The organism is Microbacterium enclense, assembly GCF_001456955.1.
Classification (GTDB): Bacteria; Actinomycetota; Actinomycetes; order Actinomycetales; family Microbacteriaceae; genus Microbacterium; species Microbacterium enclense.
This window is the reverse complement of the sequence record NZ_KQ758467.1, coordinates 323,049-344,823: the sequence shown is the minus strand read 5'-3', so window position 1 is coordinate 344,823 and position 21,775 is coordinate 323,049. Positions and strand designations below refer to the sequence as shown.

Sequence of the window (21,775 nt, the reverse complement as noted above, 5' to 3'; positions counted from 1 at the left end):
TTACGCTGGACAGGTGACTTCCCTCCACGACACATCGGTGCGCGGCTTCGCCTCCGACAACTATTCCGGCATCCACCCCGACGTCCTCGCCGCGATCGCCGCGGCCAACGAGGGTCACCAGGTCGCGTACGGCGAAGACGTCTACACCGCCCGCCTGCAGGAGCTCTTCACGGGCCTGCTCGGCGACGGCGTCGAGGTCTACCCGGTCTTCAACGGCACGGGCGCCAACGTGGTGGGACTGCAGTCGATGCTCCCCCGCTGGGGCGCCGTGATCTCGGCCTCCACCGCGCACATCAACGTCGACGAGGGGGGTGCCCCCGAGCGGGTCGGCGGCATCAAGCTGCTCACCGTGCCCACCGACGACGGCAAGCTCACCCCCGAGCTCGTCGACCGCGAGGCGTGGGGCTGGGGTGACGAGCACCGCGCGCAGCCGCTCGTCGTCTCGATCACGCAGTCGACCGAGCTCGGCACCCTCTACACGGTCGACGAGATCCGCGAGCTCGCGGCGCACGCGCACGGCCACGGCATGCGCCTGCACATGGACGGTGCCCGCATCGCCAACGCCGCGGCGGCGCTCGACGTGCCGCTGCGGGCCTTCACCCGCGATGCGGGCGTCGACGTGCTGAGCTTCGGAGGGACGAAGAACGGCGCCATGATCGGCGAGGCCATCGTCGTGCTCGACCCTGCGGCATCCACCGGACTCACCTACCTCCGCAAGCTCGACATGCAGCTCTCGAGCAAGATGCGCTTCGTCTCGGCGCAGCTCGTCGCCCTGCTCGAGGACGACCTGTGGCTGCGCAACGCCCGGCACTCGAACGCGATGGCGCAGCGCCTGCGCGCCGGTGTGGAGGCGGGGCTCGCCGACGGCTCGATCCGGGGCGTGGAGTTCACCCAGCCGACGCAGGCCAACGGCGTGTTCGCGACCCTGCCGGCCGGGGTCGCCGATCGCCTGCGCCACAGCTTCCGGTTCTACGACTGGGACGAGCTGCGCCGCGAGGTGCGGTGGATGTGCTCGTTCGACACGACCGAGGCCGACATCGACGCCTTCGTCGCGGCGATCGCGCGCGAGACGACGGCCTGAGGAGTCTGGGCCGCGCCCCGGACGGGCGCCGACCACCCGGTCGCCCGCACGCACCGGCCCTCGGTCCCCGATCCCGTACCCGGCGACCGGACACCGAAGGGGGCCGCGGCATCCGGATGCAGGATGCCGCGGCGTCGCCGCTCACGCTCCCGCGAGCCAGTCCCGGTAGGCGTCGAACGCGCTCTCGCGCCCGAGGAACGCCTCGACGAGATCCCGGGCGTCGCGCGTGCCGCCGGGCTCGAGGATCTCGCGGCGGTAGCGCAGGGCCGTTCCGGCGTCGAACAGGTCGTCGTCGAAGGCCGACAGCAGGTCTCGCGCGATGACCAGGCTCCACTGGTAGGTGTAATAGCAGGCGCCGTACCCGGTGAGGTGGCCGAAACCGGCGTACGAGTGCGAGCCGTCGAGGGGTGCGACCGGGCTCGCGGCACGGTAGTACCCGTCGACCGCCGCCCGCAGGTCGGTCGGGCGCTCGACGTGGAGCCGGTACGAGGTCGTGGCGTGCCCGAGCTGGCGGGTCACCTCGAGGCCTCGCCCGAAGGCGTCGGCGGTGCGCATGCGTGCGACGAGGTCGGCGGGGATCGCCTCGCCCGCGTCGTTCTGCGCGAACGCGGCGAGCGCCTCGGCATCCCACGCCCACTCCTCGAGCAGCTGACTCGGCGCCTCGACGAAGTCCCACTCGGTGGCCACGCCCGTCCATCGCGCCCACTTCTGATGACCGCCGAGGATGTCGTGCACGAGGTGTCCGAACTCGTGGAAGAAGGTTACGACCTCGTCGTGCTCGAGCAGGCCGCGCGAGAAGTTGCAGAGCAGGACCGACTCGGGAAGCGTGCGGCCGACGATGCCGGGGGCGAGCCCGAAGCACGCCGCGTGGTTGTACTTGCCCTCGCGCGGGTGCAGATCGAGGTGGATGCGCCCGAGACGCTCCCCCGCCCGCACGACGTCGTAGGTGCGCACGTCGTCGTGCCACGACGGCGCGTCGACGGGGACGTAGTCGAGGTCGAGCAGTCGCCCCGTGGTCGCCAGAACGCCGTCGAGCACCCGGTCGAAGCGGAAGTACGAGCGCACGAGCTGCGCGTCGACGTCGTACTCCTCGCGCTTGAGGGCGCTGAGCACGTACCAGAAGTCGGCGATGGTGACGGCGTCGGCGGCGGGGTCGTCGCGCCGGAGACGCTCGCGCACGCGTTCGTACTCGGCGGCCGCGGCGGGCGCCGCGGCGTCGGCGACGCGCTCGAGGAACGCCGCCACCGCCGCGCTCGAACCGATCATGCGCGTCTCGGTCTCGTAGTCGGCCCAGTCGCCGTAGCCGAGCAGCGCCGCCCGCTCGGCGCGCACCGCGAGCAACTCGGCGAGCACGGGCTCGTTCTCGGGCCACGCGAGGTCGTTGTAGGCCCCGACGAGGGCGTGCCGCACCGATCGGTCGCGGGCGTACTCGCGCACCGGCATGAGGTCGGTGTACTCCGTGGTCAGCGTGACCATCCCCTCCGCGTCGGCGGGGTGGTCGGCGACGAAATCGTCGGGCAGGCCGTCCAGGGCGTCCGCCGGCACGCGGATCTCGCGGCGCCCATCGCGGATGTGGCGCGAGAACGCCAGCGACAGCTCGGTGTCGCGCTCGGTGAGCTCGCGCACGCGCTCGCGCTCGGCATCCGCGAGATCGACGCCGCCCCGGCGGAAGTCGCGGCGCACGTGGTCGAGGAAGCGCCGCTCATCGGGCTCGAGGCCCGTGGGGTCGGCGTCGGCGAAGACGTTCCACAGCGCGCGGTCGAGCAGTCGTCGCGACTGCACCGCGTCGACGGCCTGCGCCTGCTTCTCGGCGGCGTCGCGCACCCCGGCGTCGGGGTGCGACTCGCTGAGGAGATGCGAGGGGGCGGCCGCCTCGGAGAGCGCGATGTCGGCGTCGTTCCACAGCGCCAGGCGTTCGCGGAGCGTCAGCGCGGTCTCGGCGACGAGTCGCGCGTCGATCGCGGAGACGTCATCGAGCAGCCGTCGCGGGCGCTCGTCGGCGAAGACGCGCCAGCCGTCGAGGTCGCGGGGCAGGGCGAGGGGTTCCAGGGGAGAATCCGGCATCCTCCGACCCTAGACAGCGCCTCCGACACCGGCAACGGCCCCTGACGGCGCGGGCCGGCGCGGCGGCGCCGGCCCACCCGGGACGCCGGGGGGACGGCATCCGGTGTCGACGGTCAGCGCAGGGCGCCCACCGACGCGAGCGCCAGGCGGATGAGCGTTCCGCGACCGCCCTCCATCTCGTCGGAGAGGGCGTCGGATGCCGCCTCCTGCGGCGAGAGCCACGTCACTTCGAGCGCGTCCTGACGCGGCTCGCAGGTGCCCGTGACCGGCACGACGTACGCGAGCGACACCGCGTGCTGGCGGTCGTCGTGGAACGCGCTCACGCCCGGCAGGGGGAAGTACTCGGCGACCGTGAACGGCGTCGGCTGGGGCGGCAGCAGCGGGAAGGCCATCGGCCCGAGATCGTTCTCGAGGTGACGGAAGAGGGCGTCGCGCACGGTCTCGCCGTAGCGCACGCGACCCGACACGAGCGTGCGGGTCATCTCGCCCAGGGGCGTCGCGCGCAGCAGGATGCCGACCTGGGTGACCGCGCCCATGCCGTCGGTGCGCACGGGCAGCGCCTCGACGTAGAGCATCGGCAGGCGGCGCCGCGCCTCGGCGAGCTCGACCTCGCTGAGCCATCCCGGATTCGGGTTGGGGGTGCCGGGCGCGCCCGAGAAGGACGCGGCGAGCGGTTCGCGCTCGTCGCCGTTGTCGCCGGGTTCGGGATCGGGGGTACGCACGGGCATGCTCCCTGTATATCAACCGTCCGCCGCGTGTGCCGCGTGTCCGCCGCGAGCGGACGCGGTCGCGGGCGGCTGCTCCGGAGCGCGCGGACGCCCGTCACCGGGCGAGCGGAGGAGATCCGGGCACGGGAGGGCGCACCCCTCGCCGGCACTCCTCCGCCGCCGCAATCCCCTCCCTTCAGCGACCACGGCGCCGGTGTCGGAGGCCTTTGCCACAATGGCCGCATGAGCGCGCATCCCTCTCTCGACCCGTCCGTCGTGCGCTGGTCGGTCCCCGCGCACGAGCGCGGCGACCGGCCCGTGCTGCTGCTCCTGCACGGCTACGGCTCCGATGAGCACGACCTGTTCGGTCTCGTGCCCTCCCTGCCCCCGGCTTTCGTCGTGGCGAGCGTGCGTGCGCCGCTGGCCCCGCCCTGGCCCATGCCCGGTGCGTCGTGGTACCCGATCGAGGGGCTCGACGGCCGCGACCCCGACGCCGTCACCCTCGCTGCGCGGGCGCTGCTGTCGTGGATCCAGGATGCCGTGGGCGAGGCGCCCGTGGGCCTGCTCGGGTTCTCGCAGGGCGGTGCGGTCGCGCTGCAGACCCTGCGGGCGGCGCCCTACGCCGTCTCGTTCGCGGTGGTGCTCGCCGGCTATGCGGCGGGCGGGGAGCTCCCCGGCGACATCGTCCTGGCCGAGCGGCGCCCCCCGGTGTTCTGGGGTCGCGGCGCCGCCGACGACGTCATCCCACCGGCCCTCGTCGACGCGACGGCGCAGTGGCTCCCCGTGCACAGCGAACTGAGCGGGCGCGTCTACCCCGGACTCACCCACTCGATCTCGCAGGACGAGCTCGACGACGTCCGGGCGTTCCTCGACGCGCGGCTCGGCGAGATGGCCGCACAGGCCACGACGTGAGCGGGAGCGACGGGGGATCGCACCCCGACGGAGACCGAACCGGGGCGCCCGCGGCGCAGAGGGGTTCCGTCACTGCCGGTCATCGGCTACCGTAGACAGCCCTGTCCCCGAGAACGAGGTCCCCTCCGGTGAAGATCGTCGACGCTTCCGCGCCCCTGTCCGCGCGCTGACCCGTCGACCCGCCGTTTTCTCGGCCGCCCTCCGCTGACGCGGACGGGTCCGGTGTCCGCGCATCCCGCGTTCCCGGAGTTCCCCATGTCAGCCGTCTCCCCGTCCCTCGTCTTCGACCACGTCCGCCTCGTCTGGCCCGACGGGACCGTCGCCCTCGACGACGTCTCTGGCGCCCTCGGCCGAGGACGCACCGGCCTCGTCGGCCGTAACGGCGCCGGCAAGTCCACGCTCCTGCGCCTCGCTGCGCGACGGATCGCCCCGACGTCCGGCACCGTCTCGGCATCCGGTGACGTCGCCCTGCTCCCGCAGCGTCTCGCCGCCGATCCGCGTCGCCCCGTCTCCGCGCTCCTCGGCGTCGAGAGGGCGCTCACCGCCGTGCGCGCGATCGAGTCGGGCGATGTCGCGCCGCACCACTTCGACGCCGTGGGCGAGGACTGGGACGTCGAGGCGCGCGCGCAGACGCTGCTCGCCGAGGCGGGTCTGGCATCCGATGCCCTCGACCGCACGATCGGGGAGCTGTCGGGCGGTGAGACCATGCTGGCCGCGCTCGTCGGGCTGCGGGCCGGTGCGGCCGACATCACGCTCCTCGACGAACCGACCAACGATCTCGACCGCGACGCGCGGGCGCGCGTGTACGAGCTCGTGCGGTCCTGGCCCGGGACTCTGGTCGTCGTCAGCCACGACGTCGCCCTGCTCGAGGTGATGGATGCCACCGCCGAGCTGTACGGCCGGACCCTCAGCGTCGTCGGCGGCCCCTACAGCGCGTGGCGGGAGCATCGCGACGCGGAGCAGGAGGCCGCCGTGCGCGCCGAGCGCGACGCGGAGCGATCGCTTCGGCGCGAGCGCCGGCAGCGCATCGAGTCGTCCGACAAGCTCGCCGCCCGGTCGCGCGTCGCGCACAAGGCGCAGGTCGAGAAGCGGGTCCCGAAGATCATCGCGGGCGGGCGGGCCAACGCGGCGCAGGTGAGCGCCGGTCGGCTCAGCGCCGAGATGAGGGGGAAGGAGGATGCCGCGCGGGCGGCGCTGAGCGAGGCATCGGCACGGGTGCGCGACGACGACGTGGTGCGCATCGACCTGCCCGACCCGCAGAACGCGGCCGGGCGGCGGATCCTGACGCTCGGCGACGACGAGCGCGAGTGGATCGTCACCGGCCGCGAGCGCGTCGCACTGGTGGGGCGGAACGGGGTGGGGAAGACGACGCTGCTGCGACGTCTCGTCCTCGGCGACACCGAGCACTCGGCATCCGTTCGAGCGACGGCGAGCGTGAATCGCATCGGCTATCTCCCGCAGCGGCTCGACGGTCTCGACGACACGGCATCCGTTCTCGACGCCGTCGCCGCCGCAGCGCCGTCGGTCCCGGTCGCGCAGCTCCGGGATCGGCTCGCACGCTTCCTCGTGCGGGGGCATGCCGTGACCCGTCCCGTCGGCACCCTCTCGGGCGGCGAGCGCTTCCGCGTCGCCCTGGCGCGGGTGCTCCTGGCCGATCCGCCGCCGCAGCTGCTGGTACTCGACGAGCCGACGAACAACCTCGACCTCGACACCGTCGAGCAACTGGTCACGGCCGTGCGGGCGTACCGGGGCGCCGTTCTCGTGGTGAGTCACGACGACGCGTTCCTCGAGCGGCTCGACCTCGATCTGCGGGTCGAGCTGGCGGACGGAGGTCTGCGAAAGGTGCCGTGAGGTCAGCTCCCGTCGCCGCCGCCGTTGGCCCAGCGCCTGAGGGAAGGTGCCCCGAGGCCGGCTCGCAGCGCCGCCGCCGGTGCCCGACGAGAGGTGCGTTCCGCGACCGGCGAACGTCAACCCCGACCCGATGTCGGAGGTCCGGGAGAGGATGTCGGCATGGCCGACGTGTTGGAGAGATTCGGTCCTGCGACGCAGGACTGGTTCCGTGGCGCCTTCAGCGCTCCCACCAACGCGCAGAAGGGCGCGTGGGAGTCCGTGTCCTCGGGGCGCAACGCACTCGTCGTCGCGCCCACCGGTTCGGGCAAGACGCTGTCGGCGTTCCTCTTCGCGATCGACCGCATCTTCCGCGAGAAGGCGCCCGAGACTCCGGATGCCGAGCCCCCGCGCCGCGGCAAGAAAGCAGCGCCGAAAGCCCCACCGACCAACACCCGCGTCCTCTACATCTCACCCCTGAAGGCGCTCGGCGTCGACGTGGAGCGCAACCTCCGCTCGCCGCTCGTCGGAATCGGGCAGTCGGCCCGACGTCTCGGCATCCAGGTCCCCGGGGTGACGGTCGGCGTGCGCTCGGGCGACACGAGTTCGAGCGACCGGCGCAAGCTGGTCACCGATCCGCCCGACATCCTCATCACGACGCCCGAGTCGCTCTACCTCATGCTCACGAGCCAGGCCGCCGAGACCCTGCGCGGTGTGCACACGGTCATCATCGACGAGGTGCACGCGGTCGCCGCGACCAAGCGCGGTGCCCACCTGGCGGTGAGCCTCGAGCGCCTCGACGCGCTGCTCGACGAGCCCGCGCAGCGCATCGGGCTGTCGGCGACCGTGCGGCCGATCGACGAGGTCGCCCGCTTCCTCGGCGGCGCTCAGCCCGTCGACATCGTGGCCCCCAAGGCGACGAAGGCGTTCGACCTGTCGGTCGTGGTCCCCATCGAAGACATGCTCAATCCGCCCCCTCCGCCGGGTTCGCCCGCGCCCGACGAGGCGGCCGACGGCGAATGGTTCTCCGAGCGACCCGAGAGCACCGAGATGGCGGGGTCGGTGTGGCCGCACGTCGAAGCGGCGATCGTCGACCGCATTCTCGAACGCCGCTCGACCATCGTGTTCTCGAACTCCCGACGCCTCGCCGAACGCCTCACCGGGCGCCTCAACGAGATCTACGCCGAGCGCGTCGGGATCGACGTGCCCGAGCCGACGGTGCCGGCGAGTGTGATGGCCCAGGCCGGATCGTCCGCGGGCGTCTCCGCGATCCTCGCCAAGGCCCATCACGGCTCGGTCTCGAAAGAGCAGCGCGCCCAGGTCGAAGACGAGCTGAAGTCGGGCGCCCTCCGGTGCGTCGTGGCGACCAGCAGCCTCGAGCTCGGCATCGACATGGGCTCGGTCGACCTCGTCATCCAGGTCGAGGCGCCGCCGAGCGCGGCCTCCGGACTCCAGCGCGTCGGGCGCGCCGGACACCAGGTCGGCGAGGTCAGCCGCGCGGCCCTGTTCCCCAAGCACCGCAGCGACGTGCTGCACACCGCCGTGGTGACCGAGCGCATGCTCGCCGGACGCATCGAGGCCATCTCGGTGCCGCAGAACCCGCTCGACATCCTGGCCCAGCAGACGGTCGCCGCGTCGGCGCTCGGCTCGATCGACGTCGAGGAGTGGTTCGAGACGGTGAAGCGCAGCGCGCCGTTCCGTTCGCTCCCCCGCTCGGCCTACGAGGCCACCCTCGATCTGCTCGCGGGCCGCTACCCGTCCGACGAGTTCGCCGAGCTGCGCCCCCGCCTGGTGTGGGACCGCGACGCGGGCACGCTCACGGGACGACCGGGTGCCCAGCGCGTCGCCGTCACCAGCGGCGGCACCATCCCCGACCGCGGTCTCTTCGGGGTGTTCGTGGCCGGCGAGACCCAGAACGCCCGTGTCGGCGAGCTCGACGAAGAGATGGTGTACGAATCGCGCGTCAACGACGTGTTCACGCTCGGCACGACGAGCTGGCGCATCGTCGAGATCACCCACGACCGCGTCAACGTCGTGCCCGCCTTCGGTCAGCCCGGCAAGCTGCCGTTCTGGCACGGCGACGGCATCGGCCGCCCCGCCGAGCTGGGCGAGGCGCTCGGCAAATTCTCGCGCGACATCTCCGGAGCGGAGCGCGCCAAGGCCGAAGAACGCCTGCGCGAGTCCGGACTCGACGACTACGCCATCACCAACCTGCTGTCCTACCTCGCCGAGCAGCGCGAGGCCACCGGCAGCCTGCCGACCGACCGCAGCCTCACGGTCGAACGCAGCCGCGACGAGGTGGGCGACTGGCGCATCATCCTGCACTCGCCCTACGGCATGCAGGTGCACTCCCCGTGGGCGCTGGCGGTCAACGCGCGCATCCGCGAACGGCTCGGGGTCGAGGGCGCCGCCGTCGCGAGCGACGACGGCATCATCGCCCGGGTTCCGGATGCCGCGGCCGAACCCCCCGGCGCCGACCTCTTCGTCTTCGAACCCGACGAGCTCGAGCAGATCGTCACCGACGAGGTCGGTGGCTCGGCGCTGTTCGCCTCGCGCTTCCGCGAGTGCGCCGCCCGTGCCCTGCTCCTGCCGCGGCTCAACCCCAACCGCCGCTCGCCGCTCTGGCAGCAGCGCCAGCGCTCCGCCCAATTGCTCGAGGTCGCCAAGCGGCATCCCGCCTTCCCGATCATCCTCGAGACGCTGCGCGAGGTGCTGCAAGACGTCTACGACCTGCCCGCCCTGCTGCGGGTGACCCGGCAGATCGGCGAGCGCCGCATCCGCCTGGTCGAGATCACGACGTCTCAGCCCTCGCCGTACGCCCGCGATCTGCTGTTCGGTTATGTCGGCGCGTTCATGTACGAGGGCGATTCGCCACTCGCCGAGCGGCGCGCGGCCGCCCTGTCGGTCGACCCCGCCCTGCTGAGCGAACTCCTCGGCAAGGTCGAGATGCGCGAGCTGCTCGACCCCGACGTCATCGCGCAGTTCGAGCGCGAAGCCCAGCGCCTCGACCCCGACAGGCGCGCGCGAGGCGTCGAAGGCGTGGCCGATCTGCTGCGCATCCTCGGCCCGCTCGATGCCGCCGAGGTCGCCGAGCGCCTCGATGCCGAGACCGACGCCCTCGCCGAGGCGGAGCGGCACCTGGCGACCCTCGTCGACGACCGGCGCGCGATCCGCGTCACGATCGGCGGCGTCTCGCGCGTGGCCGGCATCGAAGACGCCGGGCGCCTGCGCGACGCCCTCGGTGCGGCCCTGCCCGTCGGCATCCCGAACGCCTTCCTCGAACCCCTCGCAGACCCGCTCGGAGACCTCGTCGCGCGCTTCGCCCGCACGCACGCGCCCTTCACCACCGAGGCGGTGGCGCAACGGCTGGGCGTCGGGACCGCCGTCGCGCGCCTCACCCTGCAACGGCTCGAGTCGCAGGGGCGTCTGGCGAGCGGCTTCTTCCTCCCCGCCCCTTCGACCGGCTCGGGGACCGGCGACCCCGCGCGTGGTGACGACACCGAGTGGTGCGACGTCGAGGTGCTCCGACGTCTGCGCATGCGCTCCCTCGCCGCGATCCGCGGCAGCGTCGAGCCGGTGCCGCCGGCCGCCTATGCGCGCTTCCTGCCGGTCTGGCAGCATCTCGGCCGCCCGCTCGAGGGCATCGACGGGGTGCTCGCCGTCATCGAGCAGTTGGCGGGCGTGCCCATCCCGGCGAGCGCGTGGGAGTCCCTGGTGCTCCCATCGCGCGTCTCCGATTACTCCCCCGCCCTGCTCGACGAATTGACGGCCACCGGCGAGGTGGTCTGGTCGGGCCACGGCACGCTCCCCGGACGCGACGGCTGGATCGCTCTGCACCCGGCCGAAGCAGCACCGTTCACGCTGCAAGATCCCGAAGACGCCGACGATCCCGCACCCGACTCGCTCGAAGCGCGCATTCTCGCCGCCCTCGCCGGCGGCGGAGCCTACTTCGCCGCGCAATTGAAGCAGCTCGCGGGCGCCGACAACGAGCAGTCGGTCAACGACGCCCTCTGGGCGCTCACCTGGGCGGGACGGGTCACCAACGACACCTTCGCCCCCGTCCGCACCCTGCTGAGCGGCGGCGGGCAGTCGCACCGCGTCGCCCGTCGGGCACCGCGCGCCCGCATGTACCGCGGCGCGACGATGCCTCGCGCGACGTCGGCCCCTCGACCTCCCTCGCTCGGTGGTCGATGGTCGCTCCTGCCCGAGCGCGAACCGGATGCCGCAGCCCGCGCCACCGCGACGGCGAGCCTGCTGCTCGACCGGTACGGGGTCGTCACCCGCGGCGCGGTGCAGTCCGAGGGTGTGCCCGGCGGCTTCGCGCAGGTGTACCGCATCCTCGCCGGGTTCGAGGAGGCGGGCCATTGCCGACGCGGCTACGTCATCGAGAAGCTCGGCGCGGCGCAGTTCGCCGCATCGTCGACCGTCGACCGCCTCCGAGAATTCGCCGCGGTGGCCGACCCGCCACCCCTGCGCACGGTCACCCTCGCCGCGACCGACCCCGCCAACCCCTACGGGGCGGCCCTCGGATGGCCCGCCCTCGAGGGCGTCACCCATCGGCCGGGCCGCAAAGCCGGCGGACTCGTGGTGCTCGTCGACGGTGAGCTGACCCTCTACCTCGAGCGCGGGGGTCGCAGCGCCCTCGCCTTCACCGACGCCGAGGCGCCCCTGCAGGCGGCCGCGCGCCACCTCGCCGAGACGGCGAAGAAGCGGCGCCTCGAGACCTTGACCGTCGAACAGGTCAACGGCGAGTTTGTCTACGGCACGGCGGTCGGCCGGGCCCTGCGCGAGGCGGGGTTCGTCGAGTCGCCGAAGGGGCTGACGCTTCGCAAACTCACCGCGGGCGACACTCTGCGAGAGGCCGCCCGTGCCTGAGCCGTCGGTCTCGCCCGTGCGGGCCCGGTCGTCGTGCGCGCGCGCCGTCGCGCGCCGGACGGAGGCTGCACGTGCCTGAGGGCGACACCGTGTACCGCGCCGCGGCCAAGCTTCACGCCGCCCTCGCCGGCAAGGTCGTGACACGCTTCGACATCCGCGTACCGGGCAGCGCGACGGCCGATCTGCGCGGCGAGACGGTGCACGAGGTCGCCGCCCGCGGGAAACACCTCCTGCACCGGATCGGCGGGTACACCCTGCACTCGCACCTCAAGATGGAGGGCCGGTGGGACGTCTACCGATCCGGTGAGCGGTGGCGACGACCCGCCTTCAAGGCGCGCGCGATCGTCGGCGTCGCGGGAGCGGATGCCATCGGCTTCGACCTCGCCATGGTCGAGGTGCTGCGCACGACCGACGAGCACACCGTCATCGGCCACCTCGGCCCCGACCTGCTCGCCGACGACTGGGACGAGGCCGAGGCCGTGCGCCGTGTCTCCGCCGACGACCGCGCCGCCCACGTCGCACTGCTCGACCAGCGCAACGTCGCGGGCTTCGGCAACGTCTACGCCAATGAGCTGCTCTTCGTGCGCGGCATCGCGCCGACCACGCCCGCGACCGAGATCGACGCGCAGGCGACGATCGCCCTCGGCGAGCGCATGATCCGGGCGAACCTGCCGCGGCCCGAGCGCACGTTCACCGGCGACAGCAGGCCCGGTCGCCGCTTCTGGGTCTACGGCCGCGAGGGCGCGCCGTGCCGGCGGTGCGGCACGCCCATCCGCGCCACCAGCCTCGGCGCGTCGGCGACGAGCGAGCGCAACGTCTACTGGTGCCCGACCTGCCAGCCCGGCTGACCGACGCCGCCCGCCCCGGCACCCGGCGCCTCCGCTCGGGCGCGGACACTCCACCCCCGGCACCGCCCCCTCCCCTCGTGCACCGGCGATCCCCGCGCCCGATCCCCGAGCCCGAGCCCGAGCCCGAGCCCGAGCCCGCGCCCGCGCCCGCGCCTGCGCCCGCGCGAGAACGAACCGCCCCGGCCCGCGTGTCAACCCGCCCGCGCCGACCGGCCCGGCGTGCGAGAACAAGGGGACGACACAACGTCGATCGGGTCTCTCGACATCGAGAAAACCGATCGGCACGAGGGCGACGAAGAACCATTCGAGGGAATGAAGGGTCTTCCGGACCCGTTGTCATACATGTCGGCTCACCCGATGACCGACCGGAGGGGATCGTGGGAAAGAACTACATCGACATCGAGAACGACCACGGCGAGACGCTGCGTTACCGCAAGCACGTCAATGGTCGCGGACTCGTCGCGCACGGCGCGAAGGTCCACCCGTCGGCGCTGGTCGAGAACGGCGCCTACGTCGAACCCGGCGTGCAGATCGCCGCGGGTGTTCGTGTCGGCCGTGGCGCCTGGATCGAGTCCGACGCCGTGATCGGACCCGAGGCTCACATCGAGCCTCACGCGCACATCTGCGCCGGTGCCGTCATCGGTGCGGGGGCTCACATCGGCGTTCGCACGCAGGTGGGCCACAACGCCCGCATCGCGGTCGGCTCGCTGATCGGCGACGACGAGATCATCAACGACGGCGAAGCCGTCGCCACCGACCGCCGGGGGTTGCGCCTGGCCGCTTGAGCCACCGCACGCACGGCATCCACGACCCGCACGACTCTTCGGAGCGTGCGGGTTTTCGTCTGCCCCGCGCGGCTCCCGCCCCCGCGCGGCGACCGCTCTTCCGGGAGGTCCAGCCGCGAACGCCGCGACCGCATCACTCGCGCGGGCACCTCGACTCCCCGGGCGATCTCGTCACGAACACCGCGGGCACATCGCCCGCGCGAGCACGCCCGCTCCCCCGGGTGATCTCGTCACGAACGCCGCCCGTGCATCGCGCGCCCCTCCCCGGCGCGAAGCCCTACCACCGAGACGTGCCACGAACCGGAGGGGTCGATCTCAGGCGAGCAGCGTGAGCACCAGCCCGACGAGCGGCAGTGTGCCCTGGATGCTCGCGGGGCGCAGGTACTTGCGCCCCGACGTGACGAGCACGAGGGCGGCGGCCAGCATGGAGCCGAGCGAGAAGAGCAGCAGCGTGCGCCCGGCGACGTCACCGGTGCCGTTCACGATCCACAGCACGATGCCGATGGCGGCGCCGACCGCGAGGAAGAGGTTGTAGAAGCCCTGGTTGTAGGCCATCGGCCGGGTCGCATCGGCCGTCTGCTGGTCGGCGATCCCGAAGACCTTCCACGTCTTCGGCTGCGTCCACCGCACGCTCTCGAGCACGAAGATGTACACGTGCAGCAGGGCTGCGAGGCCGGCGAAGACGAGGGCCGGGGTGCCGATCATGGGTCCACGCTACCGCCGACGACTAGCCTGGGACCATGGCGAACAGCGGCGGATCCCGTGGACGTTCCGGTGCTCCCCGCCGCGCCGGCGGCGCGAGATCGGCGCCGCGGCCCCGCACGAACACACCCAAGAGCCAGCGGGCCGCCCCCGCGCCCCCCGAGCCTCCGCGCGACTTCGTGCTCGGGGCGATTCCCGGAGCGACCCCCGGCAAGTGGATCGACGTATGGCGCGAACGGATGCCGCACGTGGCCCTCGTCCTGCGCGAGATCGCTGTGGCCGATCAGCGCGCTGCCCTCGACGACGTGGATGCCGCCCTGGTGCGTCTGCCGGTCCACGATCCCGACGACCTGCACATCATCGCGCTGTACGAGGAACGGCCGGTCGTCGTGATGTCCGCCGACTCCGATCTGACCGCCGCCGAAGAGCTCGATGCGGCCGACCTGGCGGGCGAGGTCGTGATCGTGCCCCTCGACGATGTGCTGAACGCGGAGATCCCGGATGCCACCGCCCCGGCGTTCGCGGCTCCCAGCGACACCGCCGAGGCAGTCGCGACCGTCGCCGCGGGGGTGGGGGTCGTGATCATGCCGATGTCGCTCGCACGCGCACATCAGCGGCGCGATGTGGAGTACCGGGTGCTGCGCGACGGGCCGACATCGACGGTCGCCCTCGCGTGGGTGCGAGAGCGCACCAGCGCCGACGTCGAGGCCTTCGTCGGCGTCGTCCGCGGACGCACGGCCCGCTCGTCGCGGTGACGTGACCCCGACCCCCGAACGTTTCGCCAGGTTTCCCGGCCTCGCCGAAGGATGCATCGACCTGCATAGAATCCCTGAGTGACCGCGCCCCTGCTCTATGTCTGCGTCCGCCCGCAGCGCGATGCGGCCGTGGCCGAGTGGGCGTCCTTCCGCGACGGCCTGGGGGTCGGCGACGACGACCTGGTGCACCACGATCTGGTGCGCGAGCCGCTTCCCGACGACATCGAGCGGTTCGCGGCCGTGGTCGTGGGCGGGAGCCCCTTCAACGTCACCGACAACGAGAAGACCGACGGGCAGCGTCGCCTGGAACGCGACCTGGAGCGGCTGGCCGCCACCGCGATCGAGGGCCGCACCGCCGCCCTGTTCACCTGTTTCGGCATCGGCGTCGTCACCCGTCTGCTGGGCGGGGTGGTGACGCTGCAGCACCCCGAGGGCACGGGTCCCGCTGACATCGTGCTGACCGACGCCGGCCGCGACGACGAGCTGTTCGGCATCCTGAGCCCCCGCTTCGAGGCGCTCACGGCGCACAAGGAGGGGACCGACAGCGTGCCCCCCGGCGCGACCCTGCTTGCGCAGAACGACGCGTGCCCCGTCCAGGCGTATCGCGCGGGCCGGGGTCTGTGGGCGACGCAGTTCCATCCCGAACCCACCACCGATGCGTTCGTCGCCCGCATGCGGGTGTACCGCGACGCGGGGTACTTCGACGCCGATGCGTTCGACGAGGTCTCCGCTCACGTGCGAACCGCCTCGATCGAGCAGCCGACACGCCTGCTGCGCTCGTTCGCGGCGCGCGCCGTCGCCGCCTGAACGTCGGCCGGCTGGACGACCCGGGCTCTCCCTGTCAAGCCCACCTCATAGATTTACCTAGCTTTTCTAGTGTTCTCGGTATGAACGCTTCACGCACCTGGCGAGGCTCCGACCTCGCGCGTCAGATCGTCGTCCTCTCCGCGCTGTCGTTCATGCTGATCGCGGCCGTGATCGGAGCGGGGGCGTTCGGCAACTCCGCCGTGCAGGATCAGCAGGGCGGAGCCCTCGACACCGACGGCTCCTACCTCGCGCCCGCCGGGCCCGCCTTCTCGATCTGGTCGGTCATCTACCTCGGCCTCATCGCGTACGGCGTGTGGCAGGCCCTGCCGGGCCAGCGCACCGCCCCCCGCCAGCGGTCGCTCGGGTGGCTCATCGCCCTCACCATGACCCTCAACGGGCTCTGGCTGGTGGCCGCGCGCTTCGGCACCCTGTTGCTCACGGTCCTCGACATCGTGCTGCTGCTCGCGGCCCTCGGCTGGACGTTCGAGGTCGCCGTCGCCACCCGCGACGCACGCGGCGGCGTCGCCGACTCCGTCCTCATCGACGGCGTGACCGGCCTGCACCTCGGCTGGGTCACCCTCGCCACCGTGGCGAACACCGCCGCCTTCCTCACCACCGTCGTTCCGCCGAGCTGGGAGGAGGCAGCGGATGCCATCGGCATCGCCGTCCTGGTCGTGGTCGCCGTCATCGGTCTCGCCATCGCGTGGCGCAGCGGCTGGCGCATCACGCCGGCGCTCGCTCTCGCGTGGGGCCTGAGCTGGCTGGCCGTCGAGCGCTTCACCGGCGAACCGCAGAGCGGACCCATCGGTGCGACCGCGCTCGTCGTCGCGGCGGTGGTGCTGCTGCCCCCGGCCATCGTGCGGGTGCTGCGCCTGATCCGCCCCACCGTCGACTGACCGTTAGACCCTCGGCATCCCGCCCGCAAGCGGGTCGGGCACCGCGGGGGCGCGCGCTGTAATCAGCACGTGGACTCCCTCCCCTTCGCCCTCCTCGTCGGTATCTTCGTCGCTGCCGCAGCGGTCGTGTGGGTCGCCGGCATCCAGCTGTCCAAAGCCACCGACGTGCTCGATGCCCGTCTGCACCTGGGGAGCGCGCTCGGCGGCCTGATCGTGCTGGCGGTGGCGACCAACCTGCCGGAGATCGCCATCACCGTCTCCGCAGCGGTCTCGGGCAACCTCGATGTCGCGGTCGGCAACATCCTCGGCGGGATCGCCCTGCAGACCGTCGTGCTGGTGATCCTCGATGCGTTCGGCAAGCGCGGGCGCGGTGTGAAACCCCTCACCTACCGCGCGGCATCCCTCACTCTCGTGCTCGAAGGGCTCGTCGTGGTCGCCGTGCTGGCGGTGGTGATCGCCGGCAGCCAGCTCCCGGACGGTCTCGAAGTCCTCCGGCTCACGCCCGACGTCGTGCTCATCTCCGCACTGTGGATCGTGGGGCTGCTTCTCGTCCAGCGCGCGGGCTCGCACCTGCCGTGGCACGAAGACGGGCGCGCTCCCGATCGGAGTCCGAAGCCGCAGAAGCCGAAACGATCGATGAGCACCAAGAAGGCGGCGGTCGTCTTCTCGATCTCGGCGCTGGCCACGCTCGTCGCCGGCGTCGTGCTCGAGCGCGCGGGCGACGCGGCATCCTCTCAGATCGGACTCTCGGGCGTGCTGTTCGGCGCGACGGTGCTGGCGCTGGCGACCTCGCTCCCCGAGATCTCCACGGGCCTGCAGGCGATCCGTCAGGGTGACGACGAGCTCGCCATCAGCGACATCTTCGGCGGCAACGCCTTCCTGCCGGTGCTGTTCCTGCTCGCGACGGTGATCTCGGGTTCGGCGGTGCTCCCGCGCGCGAACGCGGCGGACATCTACCTCACCGCCCTGGCGGCGCTGCTGACGCTCGTGTACGTGGTCGGCTTGATCTTCCGGCCGCAGCGCCGCCTCCTCGGGATGGGCGTCGACTCGCTGACGGTGCTCGCTCTGTACGCGGTCGGCATCGGCGGCCTCTTCGCGATCTCGGCCTGATCACCGGGGCCTCCTCGCCGCCGGGCTGCGTCGCCGCGCGCCACGAAGCCATGGTCGCCGTGCCGCGCTCCGGAACATCCGTCCCCCTGGCCGTGTGCCGCATCCATCGGACGTGGCTGACGCACAGGAGCGCCGGAGCGCGGCACCGACACCAGGATCAGAGGACCGGACCCGCGATCGCGCTCGCGCCCGCCGGGACGGTGAGCTCGGTTCCGTCGAGCACGACGCCCTCGGCCGTCGCCAGCAGCACGCGGGCGCCGGAGACGACGGATGCCGAGGCCTCGGCATCCGAGAGGTTCACCACGACCACGAGATCACCGCGCCGAAGCTCGTACACCCGGCCACCGGTCGCCTCGCGCGCCACGGCCGAGAGACCATCGCGGGAGGGATCGGTGAGCTCGGGGCGCTCGCGGCGCAGCTTCGCCAGCTCGCGGTAGAGCCCGAGAAGCTGCGCGTGGTCGCCCTCGCCGGCTTCGTCCCAGTCGAGCTTGGAGTTCTCGAAGGTCGACGGGTCCTGCGGGTCGGGGACGGTCGATTCGTCCCACCCCATCTTCTCGAACTCGGCGATGCGACCCTCGGCGGTGGCCTTGCCGAGCTCGGGTTCGGGGTGCGAGGTGAAGAACTGCCACGGCGTGGTAGCCCCCCACTCCTCCCCCATGAACAGCATGGGCGTCCCCGGGGCGGTGAGCGTCAGCACGGCGGCCGCGGCGAGGCGGTCGTAGCCGAGCGTCTGCGACAGGCGGTCGCCGGCGGCGCGGTTGCCGATCTGGTCGTGATCCTGCGCGAAGGTCACGAGGCGCCAGTTCGGCACGTCCTTCGGAATCGGCTTGCCGTGCTTCTCTTCGCGGAACGACGAGTAGGTGCCGTCGTGGTAGAAACCGCCCTCGCTGACCTTGCGGAAGGCGTCGAGGTCGGCGAAGTCCTCGTAGTACCCGATCGTCTCGCCGGTCAGGGCGACGTGCGCGGTGTGGTGCCAGTCGTCCGACCACTGCGCCGTCAGGCCGTAGCCGCCGGCCTCACGGGGCAGGATCAGCTTCGGGTCGTTCATGTCGCTCTCGGCGATCGTCGTGAGCGGGATGCCGCGGTGCGCCGACAGGGCGTCGGTGCGCTCGGCGATCTCCTGCAGCACGTGCGGGTCGCGGTGGTCGAGCAGCGCGTGCACGGCATCCAGGCGAAGACCGTCGACGTGGTAGTCGCTCATCCACATCAGGGCGTTCTCGACGATGTAGGCGCGCACGGCGTCTTCGTCGAGGTTGACCGAGTCGCCCCACGTGTTGCGGCTGCCCTCGCGCAGGTACTCGCCGAACTCGGGCAGGTAGTTGCCCGACGGGCCGAGGTGGTTGTAGACGACGTCCTGGATGACGGCGAGTCCGGCGGCGTGCGCCGCGTCGACGAAGCGCTGGTAGGCCTCGGGGCCGCCGTAGGCCTCGTGCACGGTGTACCAGAGCACCCCGTCGTAGCCCCAGTTCCACGTGCCGTTGAAGCCGTTCACCGGCAGCAGTTCGACGTGGGTCACGCCCAGGTCGACCAGGTGCTCGAGGCGGCCGATCGCGGCATCCAGGGTCCCCTCGGGCGTGAAGGTGCCGAGGTGCAGTTCGTAGATCAGGCCACCGGCGAGCTGCTTGCCCGTCCACGCGGCGTCGTTCCACGTGTACACCGCGGGGTCGAACCACGCCGACGCCTCGTGCACGCCCCCCGGCTGCCGGCGCGAGCGCGGGTCGGGGCGCAGGTCGTCGCCGTCGCCGAGCACGAAGCCGTACCGCTCGCCGTCGGCGAGGTCGATCGGCGCCGTCCACCAACCGTCGGTGGTGCTTTCCATCTCGATGTCCTCGATGACGGCGTCGCCGCTGTCATCCAGCCGGCGCAACCGCACCCGTTCTGCTTTGGGTGCCCAGACGTCGATGCTCATGGTGTGTCCTTCTCGCGTGAGGTGCCAGGAATTGTCGCTTCGGGGGCGCGTGAGGCGACAATTCTTGGCGACTCACGCGCCTTGGGGGTCAGAAGATCAGAAGCGCCACCGGGTAGACCGAGAGCAGGTCGGCCAGGGGCGTGGGGCCGCCGGCGAACGAGCGACCGGTGAGCACGTCGATGACGGGGGTGTCGGGCAGCAGCACGACCGTGTCGCGCCATCCGCCGGCGGCCTCCAGACCGTGCGGCAGACGGGTCGCGACCGCGAACACGCCCCCGCGGTCGAAGGCGACGACGTGATCGGATGCCGCCCCCGCGGCCTCCAGCGGACGGTAGATCTCGAGCGGGTGCTCGCGGCGCAGGCGCAGCGCGCGCGAGGTGACGAGCAGCTTCGCCGCGCCCGTGGCATCCACCGCGGGAAGAGTCGCGCCCGGCGTGTCGAGCGAGGCGAGCATGCGGCGACGCTCGGCGAAGTCGACCGCGCGACGGTTGTCGGGATCGACGAGCGACTGCTCCCACAGCTCCGAGCCCTGGTAGACGTCGGGGACGCCGGGGCCCATGATCTGCAGCAGCTTGGCCGCCAGGCCGTTCGACCACCCCGCCGGCGAGATCTCGTCGACGAAGGCGCGCACGCGCTCGGCGGCGGGCCCGGTGGCCGCGTCGACGACCGCGTGCATGCGCTCCTCGAAGGCCTCGTCCTGCTCCCACCAGCCGGTGACCTCGCTCGCCTCGCGCGCGGCCTTCTCGGCGTATGCGTGCAGGCGCTCGCGATACACCTTCAAGCCCTCGGGAGTGGATGCCGACTCCGGCCAGGCGCCGACGATCGCCTGCCACAGCAGCGCGTCGAAGGGTCCGTGCCCGGTCGAGGCGATCTCCCGGAACTCGCCCAGCACCTCGGCCCAGCGCGCCGGGATCTCCGCCAGCACCGCGATGCGGGCGCGCGTGTCTTCTCCGCGCTTGGTGTCGTGCGTCGAAAGCGTGGTCATCGCCGTCGGCCACGACGCGTGACGCAGCGCCTGAGCGGTGTGGAAACCGGCGACGTCGAGCGAGAACTGCCCCGGGTCGCCGCCCACCTCGGTGAGCGAGCCCAGCCGCGTGTAGCGGTAGAACGCCGTGTCCTCGACGCCCTTCGCCATCACGGGACCGGTCGTCTGCTGGAAGCGCCAGGCGACCTCGAGACTCGTGTCGGCGAGCACCGGCACGAGCTTCTCGATCACATCGCCGAGCTCGGGGCGACGCACCTCGGCCTCGCCCGCGGCGGCGTCGAGGTGCCGACGACCGGCGGGGAGGTAGGAGCGGTACACGGGGAAGCACGCGAGCAGCTCGGCGAGCGCATCCTGCAGCACCTCGGCCTCGAACTCCTCTCGGAGCCCTGAGGGCAGGCCGCGCACCAGGCGCCGGATCTCCGACACCTGGATGGAGTCGGCGATCTTGCGCTTCGTGTCGTGGATGAGGTCGTGCCAGCCGGTGAGCGCGGGCAGATCGCTGTCGGTGCGCAGCCGCGCGTCGAGGGCATCGAGCGCCGCCTCCCCCGCGGGGTCGGTGAGCACGCGGTCGATCTCGGCGAGCGCGTCGTAGCCGGTCGTACCGGCGGTCTTCCACCACGACGGCAGCGCCTCACCGTGCTCGAGGATCTTCTCGCCGAGCACGTACCCGACTTCGCCCTCACCCGCTTCTTCGAGCGCGACGGCGAGCTGGTCGAAATAACCGCCCGGGTCGACGAGCCCGTCGGGGTGGTCCACGCGCAGGCCGTCGGCGAGCCCCTCGCGCACCCACCGCAGGATCTCGGCGTGCGTCGCCTGGAACACCTCGGGCAGCTCGACGCGCACGCCCGCAAGGGTGGTGACGGCGAAGAAGCGGCGGTAGTTGAGGTCGGCCGCCTCGTCCTGCCAGAAGCGCAGCTCGAAGTTCTGCGCGTCGAGCAGCGCGATCAGGGCATCGCGCGAGCCCGAGGCCGCGGCATCCGTCCCCGTCCCCGGCGCCACCGGGAAGACGTTGTCGTAGTAGCGGATCAGCCCGTCGGGCGCGTCGGCCGCCGGCGTCGGATCGTACGAGATCTCGTCGATCACGGCGTCGAGGTGGTCGCCCAGTACCGGCACGCGCAGCTTGCCCTCGCCGAACTCCCAGTCGATGTCGAACGAGTCCGCGTACGCCGAGGCACGGCCCTGCCGCAGCACGTCCCACCACCACGCGTTCGTGCGCGGCTCCGAGACGCCCATGTGGTTGGGCACGATGTCGATCAGGATGCCGAGCTCCTGGGCGCGTGCGGCCTCGACGAAGCGCGAGAGCCCCTCGGCGCCGCCGCGGGCCGGGTCGACGCGCGTGACATCGACGACGTCGTATCCATGGTCGGAGCCCGGGGTGGCCTCGAGGATCGGCGAGAGGTACGCCCACGAGACCCCGAGGTCACGGAGGTAGTCCGTGACCTCGGGGTCTCGTCGAGCGTGAACGATTCGCGGATCTGCAGGCGGTAGGTCGAAAGCGGATGCCGCATCAGG

14 protein-coding genes and 1 pseudogene are annotated in these 21,775 nt (G+C 72.2%); 10 read left to right on the top strand and 5 right to left on the bottom strand.

Translation table 11 applies throughout. The features are described from left to right. Positions 1-13 precede the first annotated feature (13 nt). Positions 14-1,081 (top strand): threonine aldolase family protein, encoded by a 1,068-nt coding sequence (locus tag AS029_RS01575; protein WP_058230849.1) that lies wholly within the window; start codon positions 14-16, stop codon positions 1,079-1,081. Positions 1,082-1,222: 141 nt separating this feature from the next. Here the strand turns inward: AS029_RS01575 and AS029_RS01570 are convergent, their stop codons facing one another. Beyond that, the gene (locus AS029_RS01570) at positions 1,223-3,145 is read right to left on the bottom strand and encodes a M3 family metallopeptidase (protein ID WP_058230848.1); all 1,923 of its coding nucleotides are present in this window, start codon (positions 3,143-3,145) and stop codon (positions 1,223-1,225) included. A 113-nt stretch (positions 3,146-3,258) separates the two neighbouring features. After that, positions 3,259-3,873, bottom strand: coding sequence for an NUDIX hydrolase family protein (locus AS029_RS01565; protein ID WP_058230847.1), 615 nt, complete (start codon positions 3,871-3,873; stop codon positions 3,259-3,261). A 222-nt stretch (positions 3,874-4,095) separates the two neighbouring features. Between AS029_RS01565 and AS029_RS01560 the strand changes: the two genes are divergently transcribed. The 5 genes from AS029_RS01560 (at position 4,096) to AS029_RS01540 (ending at position 13,099) form a co-directional block, all read left to right on the top strand. Next, a complete protein-coding gene (locus AS029_RS01560; RefSeq protein WP_058230846.1) occupies positions 4,096-4,764 on the top strand; it encodes an alpha/beta hydrolase in 669 nt (222 codons plus the stop codon). Positions 4,765-5,019: 255 nt separating this feature from the next. Beyond that, entirely contained in the window at positions 5,020-6,615 is a 1,596-nt protein-coding gene (locus tag AS029_RS01555) for an ABC-F family ATP-binding cassette domain-containing protein (protein ID WP_058230845.1), read from the top strand. 159 nt (positions 6,616-6,774) lie between these two features. Further along, positions 6,775-11,466, top strand: a complete 4,692-nt coding sequence (locus tag AS029_RS01550) for an ATP-dependent helicase (RefSeq protein ID WP_058230844.1) — start codon at positions 6,775-6,777, stop codon at positions 11,464-11,466. Positions 11,467-11,537: 71 nt separating this feature from the next. Beyond that, positions 11,538-12,314 carry a DNA-formamidopyrimidine glycosylase family protein gene (locus tag AS029_RS01545; RefSeq protein ID WP_058230843.1) on the top strand — a complete coding sequence of 259 codons (777 nt, stop codon included), beginning with the start codon at positions 11,538-11,540 and terminating at the stop codon, positions 12,312-12,314. Between the two features lie 377 nt (positions 12,315-12,691). Continuing rightward, positions 12,692-13,099, top strand: a complete 408-nt coding sequence (locus AS029_RS01540) for a transferase (RefSeq protein ID WP_056226142.1) — start codon at positions 12,692-12,694, stop codon at positions 13,097-13,099. A gap of 315 nt (positions 13,100-13,414) precedes the next feature. On the opposite strand, the gene AS029_RS01535 is transcribed toward AS029_RS01540, so the two are convergent. Continuing rightward, entirely contained in the window at positions 13,415-13,804 is a 390-nt protein-coding gene (locus AS029_RS01535) for a DUF1304 domain-containing protein (RefSeq protein WP_058230842.1), read from the bottom strand. Positions 13,805-13,839: 35 nt separating this feature from the next. Between AS029_RS01535 and AS029_RS01530 the strand changes: the two genes are divergently transcribed. The 4 genes from AS029_RS01530 to AS029_RS01515 all read left to right on the top strand — a co-directional run bounded on the left by AS029_RS01530 (position 13,840) and on the right by AS029_RS01515 (position 17,369). Next, the gene (locus AS029_RS01530; protein ID WP_058230841.1) at positions 13,840-14,556 is read left to right on the top strand and encodes a LysR substrate-binding domain-containing protein; all 717 of its coding nucleotides are present in this window, start codon (positions 13,840-13,842) and stop codon (positions 14,554-14,556) included. Positions 14,557-14,634: 78 nt separating this feature from the next. Beyond that, positions 14,635-15,363, top strand: coding sequence for a glutamine amidotransferase-related protein (locus AS029_RS01525; protein WP_058230840.1), 729 nt, complete (start codon positions 14,635-14,637; stop codon positions 15,361-15,363). 80 nt (positions 15,364-15,443) lie between these two features. Beyond that, on the top strand, positions 15,444-16,259 hold the full coding sequence (locus tag AS029_RS01520; RefSeq protein ID WP_058230839.1) for a tryptophan-rich sensory protein: 816 nt from the start codon (positions 15,444-15,446) through the stop codon (positions 16,257-16,259). A 69-nt stretch (positions 16,260-16,328) separates the two neighbouring features. Next, the gene (locus tag AS029_RS01515) at positions 16,329-17,369 is read left to right on the top strand and encodes a sodium:calcium antiporter (RefSeq protein WP_058230838.1); all 1,041 of its coding nucleotides are present in this window, start codon (positions 16,329-16,331) and stop codon (positions 17,367-17,369) included. Positions 17,370-17,526: 157 nt separating this feature from the next. Here AS029_RS01515 and treZ read toward each other — a convergent pair whose 3' ends face one another. Then, the gene (treZ, locus tag AS029_RS01510) at positions 17,527-19,278 is read right to left on the bottom strand and encodes a malto-oligosyltrehalose trehalohydrolase (protein WP_058230837.1); all 1,752 of its coding nucleotides are present in this window, start codon (positions 19,276-19,278) and stop codon (positions 17,527-17,529) included. An 88-nt stretch (positions 19,279-19,366) separates the two neighbouring features. Beyond that, positions 19,367-21,771, bottom strand: a pseudogene (treY, locus tag AS029_RS01505) (malto-oligosyltrehalose synthase). Between the last annotated feature and the right edge of the window lie 4 nt (positions 21,772-21,775).

Bases quoted from the DNA above. Each gene is read 5' to 3' on its own strand.
- AS029_RS01570 (WP_058230848.1), bottom strand. From the start codon at position 3,145: ATGCCGGATTCTCCCCTGGAACCCCTCGCCCTGCCCCGCGACCTCGAC.
- AS029_RS01555 (WP_058230845.1), top strand. From the start codon at position 5,020: ATGTCAGCCGTCTCCCCGTCCCTCGTCTTCGACCACGTCCGCCTCGTC.
- treZ (WP_058230837.1), bottom strand. From the start codon at position 19,278: ATGAGCATCGACGTCTGGGCACCCAAAGCAGAACGGGTGCGGTTGCGC.
- AS029_RS01530 (WP_058230841.1), top strand. From the start codon at position 13,840: ATGGCGAACAGCGGCGGATCCCGTGGACGTTCCGGTGCTCCCCGCCGC.
- AS029_RS01535 (WP_058230842.1), bottom strand. From the start codon at position 13,804: ATGATCGGCACCCCGGCCCTCGTCTTCGCCGGCCTCGCAGCCCTGCTG.
- AS029_RS01550 (WP_058230844.1), top strand. From the start codon at position 6,775: ATGGCCGACGTGTTGGAGAGATTCGGTCCTGCGACGCAGGACTGGTTC.
- AS029_RS01565 (WP_058230847.1), bottom strand. From the start codon at position 3,873: ATGCCCGTGCGTACCCCCGATCCCGAACCCGGCGACAACGGCGACGAG.
- AS029_RS01520 (WP_058230839.1), top strand. From the start codon at position 15,444: ATGAACGCTTCACGCACCTGGCGAGGCTCCGACCTCGCGCGTCAGATC.
- AS029_RS01560 (WP_058230846.1), top strand. From the start codon at position 4,096: ATGAGCGCGCATCCCTCTCTCGACCCGTCCGTCGTGCGCTGGTCGGTC.